The sequence below is a fragment of the Streptomonospora mangrovi genome (genome assembly GCF_027604915.1).
In the GTDB taxonomy this organism is placed as follows: Bacteria; Actinomycetota; Actinomycetes; order Streptosporangiales; family Streptosporangiaceae; genus Streptomonospora; species Streptomonospora mangrovi.
Genome location: NZ_JAJAQC010000032.1, coordinates 47,143 through 63,881 on the forward strand (window position 1 = coordinate 47,143; position 16,739 = coordinate 63,881).

Below are 16,739 nucleotides of genomic sequence, written 5' to 3' on the forward strand. Positions count from 1 at the left end.
CCGCCGGGATCCGGCGCGGGTGAGGGGAGACCGGTGAGACGCATCGGTGCGCTGGTGGTATCGGCTCTCCTGGTGGCGGGGGTGGCGGTGGCCGCCGCGTGGAACCTGTGGGGCCCCTCGACCACGGTGGTCACCGGCGTGATCGGCTCGGAGAAGGCCACCTTCTTCGCCGACCCCGAGGTGGTCGAGCGGCTGGCCGAACTCGGCTACGAGGCCGACATCCGCACCGGCGGCTCCCGCGAGATCGCCACCACCGACCTGGACGGCGTGGACTTCGCCTTCCCCAGCAGCGACCCCTCCGCCGAGGTGCTGCGCCGCAACAACGCGGTGGACCGGGTGTACCGGCCGTTCTACTCCCCCATGGTGGTGCTGAGCTACCGGCCCGTGGCGCAGGCGCTGGAGGGCGCCGGGGTGGCCGAGCGGGCGCAGGACGGCACCTGGGACCTCGACATGGCCGCCTACCTCGACCTCACCGAGGAGCGCACCCGCTGGCGCGACCTGCCCGGCGCCGCACTGGAGGGGGCCGGGCGCGGCGAGGTGCTGATCCGCACCACCGACCCGCGCACCTCCAACTCCGCGGCGATGTACCTGGTGGTGGTCTCCTACCTGCTCAACGGCGAGGAGGTCGTCACCGACGCCGCCGCCGAGCCCGACCTGGTCGAGGAGGCCGCCCGCCTGTTCCTCGCCCAGGGCAGCCCGCCCGCCAGCTCCCAGCAGCCCTTCGACCAGTTCGTGGCGCTGGGCGCCGGGCACACGCCGCTGCTGTGGGCCTACGAGCAGCAGTACATCACCGCGCGCACCGGCCCCGGCGGGCTGCCCGAGGACGTGGTGCTGCTCTACCCCGGCCCCACCACCGTGGCCACCCACACCATGCTCCCGCTGTCCGAGGACGGCGACGAGTTCGGCCGGCTGCTGACCGAGGACCCCGAACTCCAGCGCCTGGCCGCCGAGCACGGGTTCCGCACCACCGAGGCCGGGCGGTTCGCCGACCTGGTCCGCGAGCGGGAGCTTCCGGTGCGCGACCAGGTCGCCGACGTCGTGCCCGCCCCCACCTACGAGGTGGTCGAGGACCTGATCGGCCGCATCGAGGAGCGCTACACCGCCGACGGGATGCCCGCGCCCGCCGAGGACGACGGCGCGCCCGGCGGCACCGCGGCAGTGACGACACCGGTACCGGAGGAAGTGGTGCGCACGTGAGCGCCGACACCCCGCTCTCACCCCCCGAGGACGACCTCGTCCTCACCCCGCCCGAGCCCGTGCGGCCGGTGCGCCCCGAGCGCGCCCGCGACCTCGTGCCGATCGAGGAGGCCAAGCGCGCCGAGCTGCACCGCCGCGCCGACAGCTACGCCGCCGAGCTGGCGGGCCTGGACCCCCGCTCCCCCGAGTTCCTGGCCCGCGTCGGCGACATCGCCGCCCTGGGCGAGGGCGAGATGCGGGCCTCGGCGGAGTCCACCAACCGGCTGCTGCGGCGCTCGGTGTCGGGCATGAGCGGCGCCAAGGGCGAGGGCGCCGACGCCCAGCGGCGGGTCGGCGAGGGGCTGCTGGAGCTGCGCCGCACGGTCGAGGACCTCGACCCCAAGGACGCCGGCCGCCTCACCGGGCGCCGCCTGCTGGGCTTCCTGCCGTTCGGCAACGCGGCGCGCGACCTGGTCCACCGCTACCAGGCGGCCGACACCAGCCTCAACCGCATCGTGGCGAGCCTGCGCTCGGGCCAGGACGAGCTGCGCCGCGACAACGCCGCGCTGCACAACGAGCGGGCCCGGCTGTGGGAGACCATGGGCCGCCTCCAGGAGTACGCGGTGCTGGCCGAGGCGCTGGACGCCGCCGTGCAGCGCCGCGTGGACGCCGCCGACCCCGACACCGCCGCCCGGCTGCGCGCCGACGTGCTGTTCCCCGTCCGCCAGCGCCACCAGGACCTGCTCACCCAGCTCGCCGTGTGCGTGCAGGGCTACCTGGCGCTGGACACCCTGCGGCGCGGCAACGAGGAGCTGATCAAGGGCGTGGACCGCGCCGCCACCACCACGGTCTCGGCGCTGCGGGTGGCGGTCACCGTGGCCCAGGCGCTGGCCAACCAGAAGCGGGTGGTGGAGCAGGTCGACGCGCTGCGCGGCACCACCGAGGACATCATCGCGGCCAACGCCGAGATGCTGGCCACCCAGAGCGAGGACGTCCAGCGCATCGCCGCCGACCCGGCGGTGGGCGTGGAGACGCTGCGCGAGGCGTTCCGCCGGATCTACGCCACCATCGACAAGATCGACCACTTCAAGGAGCAGGCGGTGGAGAACATGGCCGCCACGACCGAGGCCCTGCGCGGCGAACTGGAGGCCGCGGGCACCTACCTGGAGCGCTCGCGCCGCCCCGGCGAGTCGGACCGATGAGGGCGGCGCGGGCGTGGGCGGCGGCCCTCGCCGCCGCGGCGCTGGCCCTGGCCGGCTGCACCCCCGGCGCGGAGGGGCCGGGGACCGGCCCGGGCGCGGCCGGTGAGCTGCGGATCCTGGCCGGCAGCGAGATCCGCGACCTGGAGCCGGTCCTGGAGCGCGCCGCCGAGGAGATCGGCGTCACCGTGCACCTGGACTACACCGGCACGCTGGAGGGCGTGGAGGAGGTCGTCTCCGGGCGCACCGAGGACCGCTACGACGCGGTGTGGTTCTCCTCCAACCGCTACCTCAACCTCCAGTCGGGCGGCGCCGAGGCGATCGCCGAGGAGACCCCGGTGATGGCCTCGCCGGTGGTGCTGGGGGTCACCGAGTCGGCGGCGGCCGACCTGGGGTGGGCCGGGGGCGCCGAGGTCACCTGGGGCGACATCGCCGAGGCCGCGTCATCGGGCGACCTGCGCTTCGGCATGACCAACCCGGCCGCCTCCAACTCCGGGTTCAGCGCGCTGGTGGGCGTGGCCTCGGCGCTGGCCGACACCGGCTCGGCACTGCGCCAGGAGGACGTGGACGCCGTGGCGCCGCGGCTGCGCGCGTTCTTCTCCGGCCAGGAGCTGACCGCCGGGTCCTCGGGCTGGCTGGCCGACGCCTACATCCGCCGCGCGTCGGCGCAGGGCGCCGGCGCCCCGGTGGACGGCCTCATCAACTACGAGTCGGTGCTGCTGTCGCTGAACGAGTCCGGCGACCTGCCCGAGCCGCTGACGCTCGTGCACCCCGCCGACGGCGCGGTCACCGCCGACTACCCGCTGTCGCTGCTGGCCAGCGCCGACGAGCGGGTGGCCGAGGGCTACGACCGGCTGGTGGAGTACCTGATGTCCGCCGAGGTGCAGCGGGAGATCACCGACACCACCCACCGCCGGCCGCTGTCGGCGGAGGTCAGCGCCGAGGTGGAGTTCCCCCAGGTGGCCGAGCTGCCGTTCCCCGCCCAGGAGGAGGTCGCCACCGGGCTGATCCGCAGCTACTTCGACGAGCTGCGTCGGCCCGCCCGCACCGTCTACGTGCTGGACCTGTCGGGGTCGATGGCCGGGGACCGCCTCGCCGACATGCGCACCGCCATGGGCACCCTCACCGGCGGCGACACCAGCTCGGTCAGCGGCCGGTTCCAGCGCTTCTACGGCCGCGAGCGGGTGACGCTGCTGCCCTTCGACGGCCGGGTGCGGCCCGCCGAGACCTTCGAGGTGCCCGAGGAGGACCCCGGCCCGGTGCTGGACGACATTCAGGCCAGCGTGGAGTCGATGGAGGCGGTCGGCGACACCGCCGCCTACTCCGCGCTGTACGAGGCGTTCGAGCGGCTGCGCGGCGAGGACGACGTGGCCGACCGGTTCACCTCGGTGGTGCTGATGACCGACGGCGAGGTCAACGCCGGGCTCACCCTGGAGGAGTTCCGCCACGAGCACGCGGGCCTGCCGGCCGAGCTGCGGGAGGTGCCGGTGTTCCCCGTCGTCTTCGGGGAGTCCGACGCCGCCGAGCTGGAGGAGCTGGCGGAGCTGACCGGCGGGCGCGCGTTCGACGCCCGCCGGGACTCCCTCGACCAGGCGTTCCGGGAGATCCGTGGCTACCAGTGAGCGCCGGGGCGCGCTCGGCGCCGCGGTGGACTACCTGGGCTCCACCCGCAACCTGTGGGGCGCGGTCGGCGGGCTGGCCGGCCTGGCGCTGGCGTTCACCGGGCTTGTGGGCGCGTTCTGGCCGCTGGCGGTGGCCGCGCTCTACACCGCCGGCGCGCTGGCGGCGCCCCCGGCCCGGGTGCACCTGGTCGCGGAGTCCACGCGCGCCGAGCTGCGGCGCACCCTGGACGCGCTGGACCGGCTGGCCGGGCGGGTGCGCGAGCGGCGGTCCCGGCTGCCCGACGGGGTGCCCGAGCGGTTCGCGCGCATGGAGGACAAGCTGCGCGACCTGCTGGGCCGGGAGGAGCTGGTGGCCGCCGACCCCGAGGCCGGCTACGAACTGGAGCGGATCGTGCGGCGCGACCTGCCCGAGGCGCTGGAGACCTACCTCAACCTGCCGTGGTGGTACGACGCCTCGCGGCGGGCCGGGGGCGGCACGAGCGCGGCGGCGCACCTGCGCGAGCAGGTGGAGCTGCTGGAGCGCGACGTGGACCGCACGGCCGAGCGGATGCTGGAGGCCCACGCCCGCCGGCAGGACGACCACACCACCTACCTGCGGGAGCGCGGTCGCGCCGGCGGCGCGGCGGACCCGGGCAACCCCCTTGGCGGCCCTGCCGCGGAGGACGGGGAGCCGGACTGAGCCGGGGCGGGTCCGGGTGGGCCGCTGAGTCGGGCCGGGCCGGGCCGAGTGAGAGCGGGCAGGAGCGGGTCGGACCGAGCCGGCCGCCGGTCGCCGGCGGCCGGGCACGCTGAAGGCCGCGGCGCCCGCACGGTGCGGTGCGGGCGCCGCGGCGCGGCGGGATCAGCCCGTGTAGTTGGGCTGCTCCTCCTGCGGGGCGCCGGGGGCCGCCTCGGGCACCTCGCCCCACTCGAACTCCTCCGAGGGCTCGGCCACCGGCGGATCGGCCGGAGTCGGCTCGACCACCGGCGGGTCAGCAGGAGTCGGCTCGACCACCGGCGGATCGGCCGGCTCCTCGCCCGGCGGCCGGGTCGGGTCGGCCCCCTCGCCCGGCGGGACGGGGGCCGCCGACGGCGGGGTGCCCGGCCGGGGGTCATCGGTTCGGGGGGGCTCCACGTCGGCGAGGGCGGAGCCGCCGCCGAAGAGCGCCGCCGCGGCGACGAACCCGGCGACCAGGGACATCTTGAGTCGCATTGACATGCCTTTCGTCTGAGGGGGTGGACGGTGCGGCGCGGACGGGCTGTGCGCGCCGCACCGGGGACCGGCGCCGCGCACCGCAGGGCACTCGCGGCGGGGGCCGGGGCTGTGGGGGTCAGGCGGTCATTCGGTGACCTCGACCGGGGTGCCCAGCGGGAGGTTCTCGGCCATCCAGGTGATGTCGTCGTTGGCCACGCGGACGCAGCCGTGGCTGACCTCGCCGCCCAGCTTCGACTCGTCGTCGGTGCCGTGCACCGCGAGCTGGCCGGGGCCGCCGGCGAACTCCTCCAGAGTGGGCGAGAACCCGCTCAGGCCGAAGGCGTAGGCGCCGTAGTCGCCGTCGGGCTCGGGCGGCCGGAGCAGCTCGGTGAAGTAGTAGCGGCCGGGCGGGGTGGGGGTGTCCTCGGTGCCGACCGCGATATCGCCGGAGCGGACCTCCTCGCCGCCGTCCAGCACGCGGAAGGCGAAGTCGCCGAGGTCGACGTGCAGGCTCAGGGTGGTGCTCGACAGCTCGACGTCGGAGGTGCGCACCCAGCCGGTGCTGCCGTTGGGGCGGACGGGCAGCAGCACCTCCAGCCAGTCGCCCCGCTCCTCCTCGACCAGGAAGGTGCGGTCGGCGCCGAAGTCGTTGGGGCTGGCCAGGGTCTCGGTGACGGCGCCGTCCGGCGCGTCGCGCACCTCGATCTCGGCGCCGGCGGCGGTGGCGATCAGCGCGGGCCGCCCGTCCTGCGCGGCGGGCGCGTCCTCCTCGGCGGCGGGCTCCGCGCCGCCCTCGTCGGAGGTGCCGCCCGAGGAGCAGCCGGCCAGGGCCAGCAGCAGGGCGGCCAGGGCGGGGGCGGCGGCGCCGCGCACGGCCGCGCCGGGGCGCCGCGTTCGGGGGTGAGGGTTCATGCTTCCATCCGGTCGGTGGTCCGCCGCCGGGGGCGGCGCCGCGGCGCCGCGTCCGCCGGGGCGGTGCGGGGTGGGACGGCAACGCACGCTGCCCACCGGATGTGTGAGCGTCGTGAGCGAAATGTGTGATTCCTGTGTGCCCGTGGCCGGGCGCCCCCCTGCGGGCCGCCCGGCGCGGCGGCGCGGCATACGATCACCCGACAGGAGACCGCGCGGAAGGGGGACCGGCGTCGTGTGCGCCCATGTGCTCATCGCCGAGGACGACGTGCAGCAGGCCGACCTGGTCCGGCGCTACCTGGAGCGCGAGGACCACACCACGGCCGTGGTCCACGACGGCCGCGCGGCCCTGGCCGAGTACCGCCAAGGCCGGCCCGACCTGGTCGTGCTCGACGTGATGCTGCCCGGCATGACCGGGCTGGAGGTGTGCCGGCGGCTGCGCGCGGAGTCCGACGTGGCCGTGCTCATGCTGACCGCGCGCTCCACCGAGGACGACCTGCTGGCCGGCCTGGACATCGGCGCCGACGACTACGTGACCAAGCCCTACAGCCCGCGCGAGCTGATGGCGCGCATCCGCACCCTGCTGCGGCGCGCGGCCGCCCCGAGCGGCGCCGAACGGCCGCTGCGCGCCGGCGCGGTGGTGGTCGATCCGGCCCGCCACACCGTGCACGTCGACGGCGCGCCGGTGGAGTGCACGCCGGCGGAGTTCCAGATGCTGGCGGCGCTGGCGGCCCGGCCCGAGCAGGTCTTCACCCGCTCTCAACTCCTGGAGCGCATCCACGGCATCGACCGGTTCTTCACCGAGCGCACGATCGACGTGCACGTGAAGAACCTGCGCAAGAAGCTGGAGCCCGACCCGCGGGCGCCCCGGCGGCTGGTCACCGTCTACGGGGTCGGCTACAAGCTGAGAGGCGGCGATGGGCCGGCGGCGTGAGGGCGCGCGGCGCCGCGGGGCGGCGCGGCGCGGCTCACGGGTGCGGGGCGCGCTGCGGCACAGCCTGCTGGGCCGCCTGCTGACCACCTCGGTGGTGGTGGCGGTGTGCTCCATCACCGCAACGGCGTGGCTGGCGGTGCAGGGCACCTCCGAGTCGATCAGCGTGCAGCAGGGCCAGACGCTCACCGCCGACACCCGCATCCACGATGAACTGATCGCCTATGCCGCCACCCACCCGGAGTGGCGCGGGGTGGACGCCGTGCTGGCGGGGCTGGCCGAGGACACCGGGCGGCGGATCGCGCTGACCACGGAGAACCGGCGGCTGATCGCGGACTCCGCCGCCGGGGGCACCCCGCTGCCCACCCGCACGGCCTCGGTCGTGGACCCGCTGGCGGTGGACCTCACCCTCGCCGCCGAGGACGCCGACCGCATCGACCCGCGCGCGGTCGGCCCGTTCGCGCTGCCGCGCGGCGAGCGGGAGCGGCTGGCGCACACCGCCGAGTCCGGGGCCGAGTGCCTGCGCACCCGGTTCGGCACGGCCGCCGAGGCCGGGACGGCGCCCTCGGGGCGGCCGGTCGTCACCCTGTCCGAAGGGCCGGTGACCGAGCCGGAGTGGGTCGCCTGCGAACTGGACGGCCTGGAGGAGCCCACCGACACCGAGCGCGGGGCGCTGGCCGACCTGAACCGGCTCATCGAGGCGTGCGCCGCGCCGCACGGACTGGAGGTGCGCGCGCGGATGGACTCCGCCACCGGCGTGCCCACCGCCGCCGTGGAGCCGACCCCGCCGCCGGAGGTCGGCGCGGACGGCGACGGCGGGGGCGAGGGCGACGGCGGAGGCGGGGACGGCGGGGGCGAGGGCGACGCCGAGGGCGGGGGCTCCGCCACCGCCGACGAGGCGCGGCCGCCCGAGGCCGAGGCCCCGGCCGGCGGCACCCCCTCCGACCCGCCCGTCGCACCCTCCTCCGGCCCCGAGGCCGTCGAGGAGTATCCCTGGCCGGGCGCGGACGCCCCGGGTGCATCGGTGGAGGAGCCCGCGACCCAGCCGGAGCCTCCGGCGGCCGTCGTGGAGACGCCGGCCGCGGAGCCGGTGCCCGAGCCCGTGCCGGGGGCGCCGGTCGACCCCGAGGCGGCGCCCCACGACGCGGCGGCGCAGTTGGACCCGCGCGCGGCCGACTGCCTGGACTCCGCGCGGCGCCGCCAGCTCGACCCCTACACCGCGCCGGCGGCGCTGCTGTTCATCGGCGACCCCGAGCCGCAGGCCGTGGGCGGGCTGGAGCTGTCGCGCGAGGGGCTGCTGCGGGTGTCGGGGGTGGTGCTGCTGGTGCTGCTGCTGACGGTGGGGGTCAGCGCGGGGGCGGCCGCGCGGCTGGTGCGCCCGGTGCGCGACCTGACGGAGGCGGTGCGGCGCATGCGCGCCGGCGAGGGTTCGCCTCGGGTGCCGGTGCGCGACTCCGGCGAGATCGGGCGGCTGGCCGAGGCGTTCAACGAGATGTCGGCGCACCTGGAGCGGCTGGAGGGCCAGCGCCGCGCCATGGTCAGCGACGTCTCCCACGAACTGCGCACACCGCTGGCCAACCTGCGCGGCTGGCTGGAGGCGGCCCAGGACGGGGTGGCCGAGCTGGAGCCGGCGCGCACGGCGCTGCTGGTGGAGCAGACGATGCTGCTCCAGCGCATCATCGACGACTTGCAGGACCTGGCGCTGGCGGAGGCGGGCAAGCTGACGCTGGTGCCCGAGCCGCTGGACGCCCGGGACCTGGTGGAGCAGGCGGTGGACGGCCACCGCATGGCCGCCGCGTCGGCGCGGGTGGAGCTGGTCGCCCGGACCGCCGACGAGGAGGTCCCGGTGGCGGCCGACCGGGTGCGCATGCTCCAGGTGCTGGGCAACCTGCTGGGCAACGCGGTGCGGCACACCCCCGCCGGGGGGCGCGTGACGGTGCGGGCGCACGCCGAGGACGGTGCGGCGGTCATCGAGGTCGCCGACACCGGCGACGGGATCAGCCCGGCGCACCTGCCCAACGTCTTCGACCGGTTCTGGCGCGCCGACAAGTCCCGCAGCCGCCAGACGGGCGGCAGCGGGCTGGGCCTGGCCATCGTCCGCAACCTGGTGGAACTCCACGGGGGGACGGTGACGGCCGCCAGCACCCCGGGCGAGGGCGCGGTGTTCACCCTGCGCCTGCCCCGGCCGGAGCCGGAGCCGCCCGCCGCGACGGACTGAGGCCGGCCGTACGGGATCGGCGGGCCGGATGGGCGCCGGACCGGTGGCCGGAGGGCCGGGGAGGACGAGGGGGGCCGGGAGGACGAGGAGGACTAGAAGAGTCGGGGAGGACGAGGAGGGCCAGGAGGGCGAGGATGGCCGGAGGGTCAGGGGACGGTCGTCCGGTATCAGCGGGCCGCGTGGCCGCTCTGGTAGGCGAGCCGGGTGTCAGCGGCGGCGGCCACCGGGGCGACCGCGTCGTCCAGCCGGAGGAACCACTCCCACGCCTGCCCTCCCGCACGCTCCGCCAGCCGCGCGGCCAGCGACTCCTCCAGGTCGGCCTCCCTCTTGCCCTTCCACACCTTGTCGGCGAGGCTGACCAGCAGGTCCTCCAGCTCCACCGGCTCCGTGCGCCAAGCGGCATGGGTGCGGGCGAACCGCGCCAGCCGCTCCTCCACTCCCTGTTCCCGCAGCAGGCGGTACCCGGCCTCCTCGTGCCGCGCCCCGGGCCCGAGCAGTTCGCCGGGGTGCCGGACCTTGCCGATGTCGTGGGTTGCGGCCCCGAACAGCACCGCCGAACGGTCGAAGGCGGGCTCGACGCCGCCGCCCAGCGCCTCGGTCACCTCCCAGGCGGCGTGGTGCACGATGCGCAGATGCGCCCCGAGCCGGGGCGGCGCGGCCAGGTCGCGCAGCAGCGCGGCGGCGTCGGCGGGCAGATGGCGCAGCGGCGGATCAGCGGCCCCGGTCAGCGCCCGCTCCAACTCGTCGTCGCCTGCGAGGGCACGGTGGTCGGTGGACACCGCACCGACTTTAGACCGTTCGACCTATGGCCAGGGGCCGCCCTAATCGCATCGCCGGGCGGGTGACTGAGGCGGCAACGGTGGCGGCGACGGCAGCGGACGGCCGAGGCGGGCAGTCACCGCACCGCAGGGCGGGCGATCAGGATGGCGACGATGGCAGCGACGGCAGCGGACGGCCGAGGCGTGCGGTCACCGCACCGCAGGGCGGATGGCCGAGGCGGCAACGGGGCGCCGAGGGCGGCGGGCGCGGCGGCGTCGCCGCTTCTCTCGCTTTTAGTGCACGACCAGCGCCACCGACTCGTTCTCACCTCCGAACAAAACGGACGCCCTCCCGCTGGAATCTCACATGATGAGACGAAAACGGCCTCTTTCACGACGAGATGCGCCTACGGTTCGCCGTTTTGAAGCAGAGAGCAGTTTCTCCATCCAGAGAAACGGACACTTCAGACAAAAGGGCGCACCGCAAGCCGCATCTGTCTCACCATATGGACACCAGGACATCGACGTAGCCCCTCAAGCACCCCCGTCACCACCCCCGGCGGGGACAAATTGGTCATAAGCCAACAAAAAACCGCCTTGCATACAGTCGACATGCGGGTTTTACTCATCCGCCTCCACCATCGGCGCACCCAGAGCAGAACTAGGCCATGTGGCCCTTCCCTGCGGGCGGGCACCCACCCCGGCCCGAACCGCCACCGGCCGCGCCGACCCGTTGGCGCCCCGACCATCCGCCATGAGCGCCGATCACCGCCACGCCGGACCCCCGCCCGCCCTCGCCGCCCCCCGTCACCACCCCAACCACCCACCCACCGCACCGATCACCGCGAACCCGGCCTCGGCGGACCGTGTGTCACCCGGATTCAGGACGGCCCGCCTGCCCAGCCCAGCTCCTCGCTGATGGCTGCGGCCGCAGCGGTGAGCGTGGGGACCAGGGCCAGCAGGTCGGGGCGGTCGACCACCACGCGCGGGGCCGACACCGACACCGCCGCCGCGACCGCGCCCGTGGCGTCGCGCACGGGGGCGGCCACGCAGTGGATGAACTCCTCGTGCTCGAAGTCGTCCACCGCCCAGCCCCGGCGGGCGACGGCGGCGAGGTCGGCGTCCAGTTCGGCGCGGCCGGTGCGCGTGTTGGGGGTGCAGCGGCGGAACGGCGGCGGGCCGAGGACGGCGTCGCGCTCGGCGGGGGCCATGTCCGCCAGGATCACTTTGCCCACCGCCGTGGCGTGCAGCGGGGCCGATGCGCCCACCCGGGAGTACATCCGCACGGCGTGGCGCGACTCCACCTTGTCCAGGTAGACCACGCCGTCGCCCTCCCGGGCGGCCAGGTGCACCGTGTGCCCGCAGGCGTCGCCGAGGTCGCGCAGGTGGGTGGCGGCCGCCGCGCGGACGTCCAGACCCTCCAGCGCCGCCTGCGCCAGGGTGGTCATGCGCGGGCCGATCCGGTAGCGGCCGTCAGGGGTGCGGCGGACGAACCGCTCCTCCTCCAGGGTGCGCAGCAGCCGCAGCGAGGTGGTGCGGTGCACGTCCAGCCGCCGCCCGATCTCGCTGATGGTGGCCGGTCCGGCGGCCAACTCCACCAGGATGCGCAGCGCGCGCTCGACACTGCTGGACACCGCCCGGGCCTCCCTCCTGCCTTGGCCACCGGCGGGCGCGGTGCGCGCCCGCCTCCATTGTGACGGCCCCTGACCGACCGCGGCGCGACGGCGTCCGCGCCTCTCCCCCGCCTCAGCTCGGGCGCGGCGGGATGTCGCCGCGCACGCCCAGCGCCGTGCCCGCCAGGCGGGCGCCCTCGGCGAGCGCGTCGGGCACCTCGGCGCCGGTGAGCAGGCCGTGCAGCACCCCGGCCGCGAAGGCGTCCCCGGCGCCCACGGGCTCGACCACCTCCACCTCGGGGGCGGGCGCGAACCAGCTCTTCCCGTCCCGGAAGGCCGTGGCGCCCTCGGCCCCCTGCTTGACCACGAGCAGGTCGGGGCCGCCCTCCAGCAGCTCCCGCACGTCGTCCAGGGTCGCCGCGCCCCACAGCGCCTCGGCCTCGTCCAGCCCGCAGAAGACCACGTCGGCGCGGCGCGCGGTGGCGCGCAATACCCGGGCCTCCTCGGGGCCGTGCAGGGCGGGCCGGTAGTTGACGTCGAAGGAGCGCAGCGTGCCCGGCGCGGCGTCGGCGAACAGGGCGTCGACCAGGGCGCGGCAGCTCGCCGACAGGGCGGGGGTGATGCCGGTGGTGTGCACCAGTCGAGGGGACTCCGCGCGCACGCGGGCGGCGTCGGCGGCGTCCAGTGCGGAGGCCGCCGAGCCCTTGCGGTAGTAGCGCACGCGGGTGCGCCCGGTGCCGTCGAACTCCTTGAGGTAGAGGCCGGTGGGGCGGTCGGGGTCGGTGCGCACGCGGCAGTCCACGCCTTCGGCGGCGAGCCGGCCGTGCACGTGGCGGCCGAGGTCGTCGTCGCCCAGCGCGCTGTACCAGGCCACCCGCAGGCCGGTGCGGGCCAGGTGGACGGCGACGTTGGACTCCGCGCCGCCGATCTCCAACTCGAAGGAGCGGCGCCCGTCGACGCCGGCCGGGTCGGGCACCAGCAGGGCCATGGTCTCGCCGACGCACACGGCGTCGAGCCCGGCGCCCCCGGCGGGCGGCGGGGGCTGCTCCTCGGGCCGGAGGTCCGTGTGCCGCTGGTGGTCCATGCTCAACCGCGCCCCTTCCGCCGGTGCCGGTGCGGCGGCGGGGATCGCCGCCGGGCCGGGTGCTGACGCCGGGTGTTGACCCGCGTTCCGGCGGAATGCTATTCACGGTGCTGAGACATACGCAACAGTGCTGCGCCCTGCGCAGCACTCGGGCGCGGCCGCGCGAACCTGGGGGTGGGCGGGCATGGACGGCACGGCCGACACGGGCACGGGCACGGGCGCGGACACGGGCGGCGCGGTGGACCTGCTGCTGCGCGGGGGCCGGGTGATCGACCCCGCCTCAGGGCTGGACGGGCCGGCCGACGTCGCGGTGCGCGGCGGGCGCATCGCCGAGGTCCGGCCCCGCCCCCCGGCGGGCGGCGCGGCCGAACCGGCCGCCCCTGCCGGCCCGCGCGCGGCCGAGGTGGTCGACCTCCACGGCGCGCTGGTCACCCCCGGCCTGGTGGACCTGCACACCCACGTCTGGCACGGCGCCACCTACTGGGGCATCGACCCCGACCCCGTCGCCTGGCGCACCGGCGTCACCACCTGGGTCGACGCCGGGTCGGCCGGGGCCTACGGCCTGGCCGGGCTGCGCCGCTTCGTCGCCGAGCCCGCCCGCGTGCGCGTCCACGCGCTGATCAACGTGTCGGGGCTGGGCCTGGTCGCCGAGACCGGCGAGCACCACGACCTCGCCAACCTCGACATCGACACCGCCACAGCGGTCGCCGCCCGCCACGGCGACTTCGTGCGCGGCGTCAAGGCGCGCATCGACTCCCGCACCGTTGGCCGCCACGGCCTGGAGCCGCTGCGCCGCGCGGCGGCCCTGGCGCGCCGGCTGGAGCGCCCGCTGATGGTGCACATCGGCTACGGCCCGCCCACCGTCGCCGACATCGTGCCGCACCTGGCGCCCGGCGACATCATCACCCACTGCGCCTCGGGCTGCCCCGCCGACCTGGTGGCCGGGGGCCGCCTCACCGACGCCACGCGGCGCGCGCTCGACAGCGGGGTGGTGTTCGACCTGGGCCACGGCTCCGGCGCGCTCGCCTTCGACGTGCTGGAGACCGAACTGGCGGCCGGGGTGCGCCCGGTGGCCTCCACCGACCTGCACGCCCGCTCGGTGCACGGCCCCGCCTTCGACCTGCCCACCGTGCTGGCCAAGCTCACCGCAGCCGGCGCGGGGCTGGCCGAGGCCGTCGCCGCCGCCACCGTGCGCCCGGCCCGCGCGCTGGGGCTGGACCCCGGCGTCGGCACGCTGACCCCGGGCGCCCCCGCCGACATCGCCGTCTTCGACCTCGCCGAGGGCCGGTTCCCGGTGCTGGACGTGCACGGCGGGGTGCGCCACGCGCCGGTGCGGCTGACCAACACCGCCACCTACGTGGCGGGCCGGCCGCTGTCGCCGTGCGCTGCCGAGCCGCCCGCGCCCTGGATCCCGCTCAGCGCGGCCCAGCACGCCGCCGAGGCCGAGCGGCGCGCGCGCACCCGCGACGCGGTGCGCCGCCTGGACCGTCCCGAAGACTTCGACGAGCCGTTCCCGCGCCCGTCGGGGCCGTGATGCGGCCCGCCGCAGCGCCCGCGTCCGCCGTCCACCACCGCACCCGGAGGGAGGCAAGCGGTGCCGCCCGCCGCGCCGCCGGGCCGGCGGGTGCGCCGCACGCCCGATGAACCGACCCCGCAGCAGCACCGGACCCCAGCCGCCGTCCACTCCCCCGTCCGCCGCCACCGTTTCGGCTCCCGACTCGGCGCCCGGCTCGGCGCCCGCCTCCGCGCTCGCCGGGAGCGGGCTGCCCGCGCACCCGCTCGCCGCCCTGGACGCCGAACCCGTCGAGGCGCGCTCGCTGCCCGAGAGCCCCGCCTCGCCCGCGCGCGTGCGCGCCGCCGGGTGGGGGCTGGCCGACCTGTGGCTGCCCGCCGTGGTGCTGGAGGAGGACGCGCTGCGGCACAACCTCGACCGGTTCGCCCGCTGGTGCGCCGAGCACGGCGCCGACCTCGCCCCGCACGGAAAGACCACCATGGCCCCGCTGCTGTGGTCGGCCCAGCTCGACCACGGCGCCTGGGGGCTGACCGCCGCCACCGTCGCCCAGGCGCGGGTGATGCGCCGCTTCGGCGCGCGGCGCATCGTCATCGCCAACGAGGTCACCGAGCCCGCCCAGCTTGCCTGGCTGGCGCACGAGCTGGCCGACGCCGCGTTCCAGCCGCTGGTGCTGGTCGACTCCGCCGAGGGCGCGGCCCGCACGGCGGCCGGCCTGGCCGGCGCGCCGCGCCCCCTGCCGGTGCTGGTGGAACTGGGCGTGCCGGGGCGGCGCGCCGGCGCGCGCGGCGTGGAGGCGGCGCTGGAGGCGGCCCGCGCGGCGGCCGCGTCCGACGCGCTGGTGCTGAGCGGGGTCGAGGGGTTCGAGGGGGTGTTCCCGCAGCGCCGCGACGACGACTCCGCCGCGCGGGTCCGCGCCTGGCTGGCCGGCTTCGCGGAGTTCGTGCGCCGCGCCGACGCCGAGGGCCTGTTCGCGCGGGCCGAGGAGGTGGTGGTCACGGCCGGGGGCAGCGCGTTCCCCGACCTCGCGGCGGCGGCGCTGGCCGACCTGCCCGAGTTGTCGCGCCCGGTCCGCCGCGTTGTCCGCTCCGGCTGCTACCTCACCCACGACGACCTGCTGATGGAGCGCGCCTCGCCGCTGCGCTCGGGCGCCGTCCCCGACCCGCTGCGGCCCGCCCTGACCTGCTACGCCCGGGTGCTGTCGTGCCCGGAGCCCGGCCGGGTACTGCTGGGGGCGGGCAAGCGCGACGTGTCCTTCGACATCGACCTGCCGGTGGTGCGCGCCGTGCTGGAGGGGGGCGCGGCCGGCCGGCGCAGGCCGGCCGGTGCCGGGATGCGGGTGGTGGAACTGAACGACCACCACGCCTTCCTCGACGTCGACCCCGGCACCCCGGCCCCGCGCGCGGGCGACGTGGTGGAACTGGGCCTGTCCCACCCGTGCACGGTGTTCGACAAGTGGCCGCTCATCCCGGTCGTGGACTCGGCGGGCCGCGTGGTCGACGCGGTGCGCACGCTCTTCTGAGAGCCCGCCGCTGGAAAACCCCCGGCGCGGAAAAAGGCGGCCGGCCCCTCGCCGAGGGGCCGGCCGCCAATGAATGCACATGGCTGGAGCTGGCCAGGGAGTGTGGAGTCCCTCAAGTGGTTTTTACCTGTTGCGATTGACCGGTGACCGTCTACCGGATACCCGCGCGGATGTGGAGTCCGCGCCTACCTGTATGCAACAAACGCACCTGCTGAGTGAGTGGTAGGCGGATAGGCGAAAAGACGCGAGTACGCCGCTACCTTTTACGAACCGACACTTCGGTGCTCCAGCCATGCGGTCTCAGGGGAGAGGGGCTCAGCCCTCGTCCAGTTCGATCAACTCGGTCTTGTTGGCGCGGTTGACGGCCTGCTTGACGCGCTGGGCGAACTCGCCGATGCGGTCGATCTCGTCCCACTGGGCGCGCCGCTGGAGGCCGTAGTCGGTGACCTCCACGACGTCGTAGCCCTCCAGGACGACCTCCTCGACCTTCAGGCCCTTGTCGCTGAAGGACTCCCGCTTGCGCTCGACCCGCTTGACCGTGCGGTAGCGGATCCAGTCGGGGCCGGCCTCGACCACGCCGACGTCGTCGGCGCGCAGCGGCACCGCGCGGGCGGCCGCCTCCAGCTTGGGGATGACGTCGTCCTTGAGCACGAGGAGTTCGGGGATGGACAGCTCGCGCACGGTGCCGTCGAGGTCCTCGATCTCGGCGCGGGCGCGCTGGTTGGTGCGGGAGATCCGCAGCGCCAGCCGCTCGTCCTCGGCGAGGATGGCCGCGATGCGCTCGCGGCACTCCTGCACGGTGTAGGTGCGGGTGGTGGTCTTCTCGGTTCCCGGAGCCGGACGGTAGGCGTCGTCGCCGTCCAGGGCCGCGGTCCGGTACGTGCGCCGCTCGGCCCCGGCGAGCTTGAGGCGGTTGATCCAGCTCTGGAGGTCCGCCGCGAGTTTCTTCCGCCGGTTGAAGGCGTCGCCAAGGGTCATGTTCACGAAGGGGAAACTATCAGCGCCCCGGAATTGCGGCCACCT

Annotated in this window: 14 protein-coding genes; 8 read left to right on the plus strand and 6 right to left on the minus strand. The window is 76.0% G+C overall.

The genetic code is table 11. The features are described 5' to 3' along the window. Nucleotides 1–33 precede the first annotated feature (33 nt). From LG943_RS18245 to LG943_RS18260, 4 genes are read left to right on the plus strand one after another with little or no spacing between them, the layout of a single operon-like run. On the plus strand, nt 34–1,197 hold the full coding sequence (locus LG943_RS18245) for a hypothetical protein (RefSeq protein ID WP_270073517.1): 1,164 nt from the start codon (nt 34–36) through the stop codon (nt 1,195–1,197). Beyond that, nucleotides 1,194–2,378, plus strand: a complete 1,185-nt coding sequence (locus LG943_RS18250; RefSeq protein WP_270073518.1) for a toxic anion resistance protein — start codon at nt 1,194–1,196, stop codon at nt 2,376–2,378. The genes LG943_RS18245 and LG943_RS18250 overlap by 4 nt, the downstream gene beginning before the upstream one ends. Beyond that, nucleotides 2,375–3,997 (plus strand): vWA domain-containing protein, encoded by a 1,623-nt coding sequence (locus LG943_RS18255; RefSeq protein ID WP_270073519.1) that lies wholly within the window; start codon nt 2,375–2,377, stop codon nt 3,995–3,997. The genes LG943_RS18250 and LG943_RS18255 overlap by 4 nt, the downstream gene beginning before the upstream one ends. Then, entirely contained in the window at nt 3,984–4,676 is a 693-nt protein-coding gene (locus tag LG943_RS18260; RefSeq protein ID WP_270073520.1) for a hypothetical protein, read from the plus strand. The genes LG943_RS18255 and LG943_RS18260 overlap by 14 nt, the downstream gene beginning before the upstream one ends. Nucleotides 4,677–4,838: 162 nt before the next feature. Here LG943_RS18260 and LG943_RS18265 read toward each other — a convergent pair whose 3' ends face one another. Continuing rightward, entirely contained in the window at nt 4,839–5,189 is a 351-nt protein-coding gene (locus LG943_RS18265; protein ID WP_270073521.1) for a hypothetical protein, read from the minus strand. Nucleotides 5,190–5,315: 126 nt separating this feature from the next. After that, nucleotides 5,316–6,083: a L,D-transpeptidase gene (locus tag LG943_RS18270; RefSeq protein ID WP_270073522.1), complete on the minus strand. Its 768-nt coding sequence runs from the start codon at nt 6,081–6,083 to the stop codon at nt 5,316–5,318. A gap of 232 nt (nt 6,084–6,315) precedes the next feature. Between LG943_RS18270 and LG943_RS18275 the strand changes: the two genes are divergently transcribed. Together LG943_RS18275 and LG943_RS18280 are read left to right on the plus strand one after the other, a co-directional pair. Continuing rightward, nucleotides 6,316–7,014, plus strand: a complete 699-nt coding sequence (locus LG943_RS18275) for a response regulator transcription factor (RefSeq protein WP_270073523.1) — start codon at nt 6,316–6,318, stop codon at nt 7,012–7,014. Next, nucleotides 6,998–9,229, plus strand: a complete 2,232-nt coding sequence (locus tag LG943_RS18280; RefSeq protein WP_270073524.1) for a sensor histidine kinase — start codon at nt 6,998–7,000, stop codon at nt 9,227–9,229. The genes LG943_RS18275 and LG943_RS18280 overlap by 17 nt, the downstream gene beginning before the upstream one ends. 167 nt (nt 9,230–9,396) lie before the next feature. Here the strand turns inward: LG943_RS18280 and LG943_RS18285 are convergent, their stop codons facing one another. The 3 genes from LG943_RS18285 to LG943_RS18295 form a co-directional block, all read right to left on the minus strand. Further along, nucleotides 9,397–10,008, minus strand: coding sequence for an HD domain-containing protein (locus LG943_RS18285; protein WP_270073525.1), 612 nt, complete (start codon nt 10,006–10,008; stop codon nt 9,397–9,399). An 860-nt stretch (nt 10,009–10,868) separates the two neighbouring features. Next, on the minus strand, nt 10,869–11,621 hold the full coding sequence (locus LG943_RS18290) for an IclR family transcriptional regulator (protein ID WP_270073526.1): 753 nt from the start codon (nt 11,619–11,621) through the stop codon (nt 10,869–10,871). Nucleotides 11,622–11,733: 112 nt separating this feature from the next. Next, nucleotides 11,734–12,684, minus strand: a complete 951-nt coding sequence (locus LG943_RS18295; RefSeq protein WP_270073527.1) for a sugar kinase — start codon at nt 12,682–12,684, stop codon at nt 11,734–11,736. 184 nt (nt 12,685–12,868) lie between these two features. On the opposite strand from LG943_RS18295, the gene LG943_RS18300 reads away from it, so the two are divergent. Then, nucleotides 12,869–14,218, plus strand: coding sequence for an amidohydrolase/deacetylase family metallohydrolase (locus LG943_RS18300; RefSeq protein ID WP_270073528.1), 1,350 nt, complete (start codon nt 12,869–12,871; stop codon nt 14,216–14,218). Between the two features lie 106 nt (nt 14,219–14,324). Beyond that, nucleotides 14,325–15,716, plus strand: a complete 1,392-nt coding sequence (locus tag LG943_RS18305; protein WP_270073529.1) for an alanine racemase — start codon at nt 14,325–14,327, stop codon at nt 15,714–15,716. Between the two features lie 315 nt (nt 15,717–16,031). On the opposite strand, the gene LG943_RS18310 is transcribed toward LG943_RS18305, so the two are convergent. Beyond that, nucleotides 16,032–16,694, minus strand: coding sequence for a hypothetical protein (locus tag LG943_RS18310; RefSeq protein ID WP_270073550.1), 663 nt, complete (start codon nt 16,692–16,694; stop codon nt 16,032–16,034). Between the last annotated feature and the right edge of the window lie 45 nt (nt 16,695–16,739).

Excerpts from the sequence above, each read along its gene's own strand:
- LG943_RS18255 (WP_270073519.1), top strand. The coding sequence starts at position 2,375 with ATGAGGGCGGCGCGGGCGTGGGCGGCGGCCCTCGCCGCCGCGGCGCTG.
- LG943_RS18265 (WP_270073521.1), bottom strand. The coding sequence starts at position 5,189 with ATGCGACTCAAGATGTCCCTGGTCGCCGGGTTCGTCGCCGCGGCGGCG.
- LG943_RS18270 (WP_270073522.1), bottom strand. The coding sequence starts at position 6,083 with ATGAACCCTCACCCCCGAACGCGGCGCCCCGGCGCGGCCGTGCGCGGC.
- LG943_RS18280 (WP_270073524.1), top strand. The coding sequence starts at position 6,998 with ATGGGCCGGCGGCGTGAGGGCGCGCGGCGCCGCGGGGCGGCGCGGCGC.
- LG943_RS18295 (WP_270073527.1), bottom strand. The coding sequence starts at position 12,684 with ATGGACCACCAGCGGCACACGGACCTCCGGCCCGAGGAGCAGCCCCCG.
- LG943_RS18300 (WP_270073528.1), top strand. The coding sequence starts at position 12,869 with ATGGACGGCACGGCCGACACGGGCACGGGCACGGGCGCGGACACGGGC.
- LG943_RS18305 (WP_270073529.1), top strand. The coding sequence starts at position 14,325 with ATGAACCGACCCCGCAGCAGCACCGGACCCCAGCCGCCGTCCACTCCC.
- LG943_RS18310 (WP_270073550.1), bottom strand. The coding sequence starts at position 16,694 with ATGACCCTTGGCGACGCCTTCAACCGGCGGAAGAAACTCGCGGCGGAC.